At 63.7% G+C, this 6,163-nt stretch carries 5 protein-coding genes; all 5 read left to right on the forward strand.

The annotated features are described in order from the left end of the window. Positions 1-101 precede the first annotated feature (101 nt). Complete coding sequence (secA, locus tag U8L64_RS01610; RefSeq protein ID WP_333393435.1) at positions 102-2,840, forward strand: preprotein translocase subunit SecA; 2,739 nt, start codon at positions 102-104, stop codon at positions 2,838-2,840. A 107-nt stretch (positions 2,841-2,947) separates the two neighbouring features. Then, positions 2,948-4,165 (forward strand): bifunctional glutamate N-acetyltransferase/amino-acid acetyltransferase ArgJ, encoded by a 1,218-nt coding sequence (gene argJ / locus U8L64_RS01615; RefSeq protein WP_156715239.1) that lies wholly within the window; start codon positions 2,948-2,950, stop codon positions 4,163-4,165. 57 nt (positions 4,166-4,222) lie between these two features. Further along, on the forward strand, positions 4,223-5,164 hold the full coding sequence (locus U8L64_RS01620) for a Nudix family hydrolase (protein ID WP_333393439.1): 942 nt from the start codon (positions 4,223-4,225) through the stop codon (positions 5,162-5,164). A gap of 174 nt (positions 5,165-5,338) precedes the next feature. After that, positions 5,339-5,902, forward strand: coding sequence for an alkyl hydroperoxide reductase subunit C (gene ahpC, locus U8L64_RS01625; protein WP_333393441.1), 564 nt, complete (start codon positions 5,339-5,341; stop codon positions 5,900-5,902). A 120-nt stretch (positions 5,903-6,022) separates the two neighbouring features. Then, a partial coding sequence (locus U8L64_RS01630) for a hypothetical protein (RefSeq protein WP_333393442.1) occupies positions 6,023-6,163 on the forward strand: 141 nt, incomplete at its 3' end.

A 6,163-nucleotide genomic window follows, 5' to 3' on the forward strand; every position in this document is an offset into this window, starting at 1 on the left:
CTGCTTTCCTCATAGACGTTTCCGAGTAGAATGGCCGCTTTGCACGCTGGCGGGGTCACCCACGGTCGTGCCTCCATCCTCAGCATGGAAGTCCCTGTCGTATGTTTGCGCCTTTATTGAAGAAACTCTTTGGAAGCAAGAACGAGCGTGAAGTCAAACGCATGCTCAAGGCGGTGCAGGCCGTCAATGCACTCGAAGAACAGATGCTGTCGCTCACCGACGAGCAACTGCGCGCCAAGACCGAAGAGTTCAAGGCCCGTCTCGAGAAAGGCGAGACCCTCGATCAGATACTGCCGGAAGCCTTCGCCGTCTGCCGCGAGGCCGGCAAGCGGGTGATGGGCATGCGTCACTTCGATGTCCAGCTGATCGGCGGCATGACCCTGCACGAAGGCAAGATCGCCGAGATGCGCACCGGTGAAGGCAAGACGCTGGTGGCGACTCTGGCGGTGTACCTCAATGCGCTGGCCGGCAAGGGCGTGCACGTGGTCACAGTGAACGACTATCTGGCCCGCCGCGACGCCAACTGGATGCGTCCGCTATACGAATTCCTTGGACTCTCGGTCGGTATCGTCACGCCGTTCCAGCCGCCGGAGGAGAAGCGCGCCGCTTACGCTGCCGACATCACCTACGGTACCAACAACGAATTCGGTTTCGATTACCTGCGCGACAACATGGCGTTCAGCCTGCAGGAGAAGAATCAGCGCGAACTCAATTTCGCGGTTATCGACGAAGTCGACTCGATTCTCATCGACGAGGCGCGCACGCCGCTGATCATCTCCGGCCAGTCCGAAGACAGCTCCAAGCTCTACCAGCAGATCAACGCGCTGATTCCGCGCCTCACTCAGCACATCGAGGAGGAAGAGGGCGTCGTGACCCAGGAGGGCCACTTCAGCATCGACGAGAAGTCCCGCCAGGTCGAGCTGAACGAGCAGGGGCATCAGTTCATCGAGGAAATGCTCACCCAGGCAGGCTTGCTGGCCGAAGGCGAGAGCCTGTATTCGGCGCATAACCTGGGCCTGCTGACCCACGTCTATGCCGGCCTGCGCGCGCACAAGCTGTTCCATCGCAACGTCGAGTACATCGTGCAGAACAACCAGGTGCTGCTGATCGACGAGCACACCGGTCGCACCATGCCGGGGCGCCGCCTCTCCGAGGGCCTGCACCAGGCTATCGAGGCGAAGGAAGGCCTGCAGATCCAGCCCGAGAGCCAGACCCTGGCCTCGACCACGTTCCAGAACTACTTCCGCCTGTACAAAAAGTTGTCCGGCATGACCGGTACCGCCGACACCGAGGCGTTCGAGTTCATGCAGATCTACGGCCTGCCGGTCATGGTCATTCCGACCAACAAACCGTTGGCGCGCAAGGATTTCAACGACCTGGTCTACCTGACCCAGGAAGAGAAGTTCGCCGCGATCATTGCCGACATCAAGGAATGCCAGGGGCAGGGGCGTCCGGTGCTGGTCGGTACCGCGACCATCGAGAGCTCGGAATACGTTTCCCAGCTGCTGATCAAGGAAGGCATCGAGCATCAGGTGCTCAACGCCAAATACCACGAGAAGGAAGCGGAAATCATCGCCCAGGCCGGGCGTCCGGGGGCGGTGACCATCGCCACCAACATGGCCGGCCGCGGGACCGACATCCTCCTGGGCGGCAACTGGGAAGTGGAAGTCGCCAAGCTGGAGAACCCCACGGACGAACAGGTCGCTCAGCTCAAGGCCGAGTGGCAGAAGCGTCACCAGCAGGTGATCGAGGCAGGCGGCCTGCACGTGATCGCCTCCGAGCGTCACGAGTCGCGTCGTATCGACAACCAGCTGCGTGGACGTGCTGGTCGCCAGGGCGATCCGGGCTCCAGCCGCTTCTACCTGTCGCTGGAAGACAACCTGATGCGCATCTTCGCCTCCGACCGGGTGAAGAACTTCATGAAGGCGCTGGGCATGGAAGCGGGCGAGGCGATCGAGCACCGCATGGTTACCAATGCGATCGAAAAGGCGCAGCGCAAGGTCGAAGGCCGCAACTTCGACATCCGCAAGCAGCTGCTCGAGTTCGACGACGTGGCCAACGAGCAGCGCAAGGTGATCTACCACATGCGCAACAGCCTGCTGGCCGCCGAGGAGATTGGCGAGACCATCAGCGAATTCCGCGACGAAGCGCTGAATGCCGCCATCAGCCAGCACATTCCGCCGCAGTCGCTGCCCGAGCAGTGGGACATCGCCGGTCTGGAAGCGGTGCTGTACAGCGATTTCGGCTTGCGTCTGCCGGTGCAGCAGTGGCTCGACGAAGACGACAAGCTGTACGAGGAAACCCTGCGCGAGCGCATCTCCCAGAAGCTGGTCGAGGCCTACCGCGAGAAGGAAGAGCTTGCGGGCGCCGACGCGCTGCGCACGTTCGAGAAGCAGATCGTGCTGCGCGTGCTGGATGATCTGTGGAAGGACCACCTGTCGACGATGGATCACCTGCGCCACGGCATCCACCTGCGCGGCTACGCTCAGAAGAACCCCAAGCAGGAGTACAAGCGCGAGTCCTTTGCGCTGTTCCAGGATCTGCTCGACTCCATCAAGCGGGACAGCATCCGCGTGCTCTCCCATGTGCAGGTGCGCCGTGAGGACCCTGCCGAGGAGGAGGCGCGCCTGCGCCGCGAGGCCGAGGAGATGGCGCAGCGTATGCAGTTCAAGCACGAGGAAGTGTCGGCCCTGCAGCAGCCGGAAGAGGCCGAACAGGGCGAGCCTGTGGCGGAAATCGCACCGACGCCGGTGCGCACCGAGCCCAAGATCGGTCGCAACGAGCTCTGCCCGTGCGGCTCGGGCAAGAAATACAAGCATTGCCACGGGCAGGTCCAGTAAGCGGTCCCGTCCCCTGCGAACCCGCGCCGCGACCGGTCTTGCCGCTCGCGGCGTTTTTCTCCCTGTTCTTCGGCCTGCGGGCCATCTATGTCTGAAGGAGCGCGCTCATGGCGGTCGGTCTTGGTCCCCTACCTACTCTGCATCCGGTTCCCGGTTTCGAACTCGGCATCGCGTCGGCCGGCATCAAGCGTCCGGGGCGCAAGGATGTCGTCGTGATGCGCTGCGCCGAAGGCTCGCGCGTCGCCGGCGTGACCACCACCAACGCGTTCTGCGCGGCTCCGGTACTGGTGACCCGCGAGCGCATGGCGGGTGAGGTGCGCTATCTGCTGACCAACACCGGCAACGCCAACGCTGGCACCGGCGCCGATGGTCTGGCCAATGCCCGCCGTACCTGTGCCGCGCTGGCAGCGCTGACCGGTGTCGACGAGTCTGCCGTGCTGCCGTTCTCCACCGGAGTGATCGGTGAACCTCTGCCGGTGGCCAAGATCGAGGGCGCCCTGCAGGCAGCCCTGGACGATCTGGCCGAGAACCACTGGGCCGAGGCCGCCACCGGCATCATGACCACCGACACCCTGCCCAAGGGTGCCAGCCGCCAATTCCAGCATGACGGTGTGACCGTCACCGTGACCGGCATTTCCAAGGGCGCCGGCATGATCCGTCCGAACATGGCGACCATGCTCGGCTACATCGCCACCGACGCCAAGGTGGCGCGCGAGGTGCTGCAGGACCTGGTGCGTGACGCGGCGAACAAGTCGTTCAACCGCATCACCATCGACGGCGACACGTCCACCAACGACTGCTGCATGCTGATCGCCACCGGCCAGGCCAAGCTGCCGGAAATCACCGAAGCCGCCGGCGAGCTGTTCGCCAAGCTCAAGCAGGCGGTGTGCGAAGTGTTCATGGAAGTTGCCCAGGCCATCGTGCGCGACGGTGAAGGCGCTACCAAGTTCGTCACCGTGCAGGTCAACGGCGGTTCCAACCATCAGGAATGCCTGGACGTGGCCTACGCCGTGGCCCACTCGCCGCTGATCAAGACCGCGCTGTTCGCCTCCGACCCCAACTGGGGGCGTATCCTCGCCGCCGTTGGCTATGCCGGCGTGCCGAACCTGGATGTGAGCCTGATCGACGTCTATCTCGGCGAAGTCTGCATCGCCAGCCAGGGCGGTCGTTCGCCCAGCTACACCGAGGAGCAGGGCGCGGCGGTGATGGCGCGCGAAGAGATCACCATCCGCATCGAGCTGGGTCGTGGTGACTGCAGCGAGACCATCTGGACCACCGATCTGTCGCACGAGTACGTGAAGATCAACGCCGAATACCGCACCTGACCGCGTAGCATGCCGCAACCCGGGCTTGGTGGCCCGGGCTGCGGTTCTGGAACTGTCATGCACCGAATCCATGTCGCCGCGGCGGTCATTCGATCCGCCGACTGTCGTGTCCTGATCGCCAAACGCCCGCTGGACAAGCATCAGGGCGGGCTGTGGGAATTTCCCGGCGGCAAGGTCGAGGCGGGCGAAAGCGTCGAGGCGGCGCTGGCGCGCGAGCTGCAGGAAGAACTGGGCATCGAGGTCACGAGCGCGCGTCCGCTGATCCAGGTTCGTCACGATTATCCGGACAAGCAGGTGCTGCTGGATGTCTGGGAAGTGCTGGCTTTCGCCGGCGAGCCGCATGGCGCCGAGGGCCAGCCTCTGGCCTGGGTCGAGCCCGCGGCGCTGCCCGAGTACGCGTTTCCGGCCGCCAACCAGCCGATCATCGCCGCGGCGCGCTTGCCGCGCCGCTACCTGATCACCCCGGAAGACCGCTCGCCGCGCCAACTGCTCGAGGGCATCGCCGCGGCGCTGGATACCGGTATCCACCTGCTCCAGCTGCGAGCGCCTGACCTGTCGGATGCGGCGTACCGGGCGCTGGCGAACGACGCGCTGGCGCTCTGTGCCGGCCGCGCGCAACTGATGCTCAAGGGGCCGCTGGAGTGGGCCGCGGATTTTCCGGCGGCCGGCTGGCATCTGACGTCGGCGCAGCTGCGGCGAATGGCCGCCCAGGGCCGGCCGTTGCCGTCGGAGCGCTGGTTGGCGGCATCCTGCCACGATGCGGCGGAACTGGCGCTGGCCACGGCAGCCGGCGTCGATTTCGTGACCCTTTCGCCGGTGCAGGCCACCGCAACGCACCCCGACGCAGGCCCGTTAGGCTGGTCGCGGGCCAGCGAGTTGCTGCTAGGCTTCAATCAGCCGGCCTATCTGCTGGGTGGGCTCGGGCATGGCGATCTGGCTCGTGCGCTGCATGCCGGTGCGCAGGGAGTCGCGGGAATCCGGGCGTTCTGGCCTGAGTGAACCCCTGAACGGATCGTCGGTCTTTGCGGATGTAGCATGCAATTGTGTCTGCTGCTGATCTTCGGTGATAGATAACGGCTATTCGGTTTATTCCCTTAATCAATTAACCGTATGCGGCTGGTTGCGCTATCGTAGGCCCCGTTAAGTTTTCTGAACCCCCAAAGGAGTGAGCAGATGTCTCTGATCAACACCCAAGTCCAGCCGTTCAAGGTCAACGCTTTCCACAACGGCAAGTTCATCGAAGTCACCGAAGAATCCCTCAAGGGCAAGTGGTCCGTGCTGATCTTCATGCCGGCTGCGTTCACCTTCAACTGCCCGACCGAGATCGAAGACGCTGCCAACAATTACGCCGAGTTCCAGAAGGCCGGTGCCGAGGTGTACATCGTCACCACCGACACTCACTTCTCGCACAAGGTATGGCACGAGACCTCTCCGGCCGTCAGTAAGGCGCAGTTCCCGCTGATCGGCGACCCGACTCACCAGCTGACCAACGCGTTCGATGTGCACATCGCCGAGGAAGGTCTGGCGCTGCGTGGCACCTTCATCATCAACCCGGAAGGCGTCATCAAGACCCTGGAAATTCACTCCAACGAGATCGCGCGTGACGTCGGCGAGACCCTGCGCAAGCTGAAGGCCGCTCAGTACACCGCCGCTCACCCGGGCGAAGTCTGCCCGGCCAAGTGGAAAGAAGGCGAGAAGACCCTGGCTCCGTCGCTGGACCTGGTCGGCAAGATCTAAGGCTTCGCCTATCTGCCCTGCGTGCTGGGGGGCTGGTCAAAGCCCTCTGGCAACCCAACGCCTGGACGCGAACCGTCCGGGCGTTTTATTTCCTGAATTCCGTACGGGGTACCGCTGCTCATGTTGGACACCAATCTCAAGACCCAGTTGAAAGCCTACCTGGAGAAGGTCACCCAGCCCTTCGAGATCGTCGCGTCCCTCGATGACGGCGAGAAATCCCGGGAGCTGCTGAGCCTGCTGCAGGACATCGCCGGCCTCAGC

Source organism: Pseudomonas sp. FIP_A4 (assembly GCF_036701605.1).
In the GTDB taxonomy this organism is placed as follows: domain Bacteria; phylum Pseudomonadota; class Gammaproteobacteria; order Pseudomonadales; family Pseudomonadaceae; genus Stutzerimonas; species Stutzerimonas phenolilytica.

Bases quoted from the DNA above. Each gene is read 5' to 3' on its own strand.
- ahpC (WP_333393441.1), top strand. From the start codon at position 5,339: ATGTCTCTGATCAACACCCAAGTCCAGCCGTTCAAGGTCAACGCTTTC.
- argJ (WP_156715239.1), top strand. From the start codon at position 2,948: ATGGCGGTCGGTCTTGGTCCCCTACCTACTCTGCATCCGGTTCCCGGT.
- U8L64_RS01620 (WP_333393439.1), top strand. From the start codon at position 4,223: ATGCACCGAATCCATGTCGCCGCGGCGGTCATTCGATCCGCCGACTGT.
- secA (WP_333393435.1), top strand. From the start codon at position 102: ATGTTTGCGCCTTTATTGAAGAAACTCTTTGGAAGCAAGAACGAGCGT.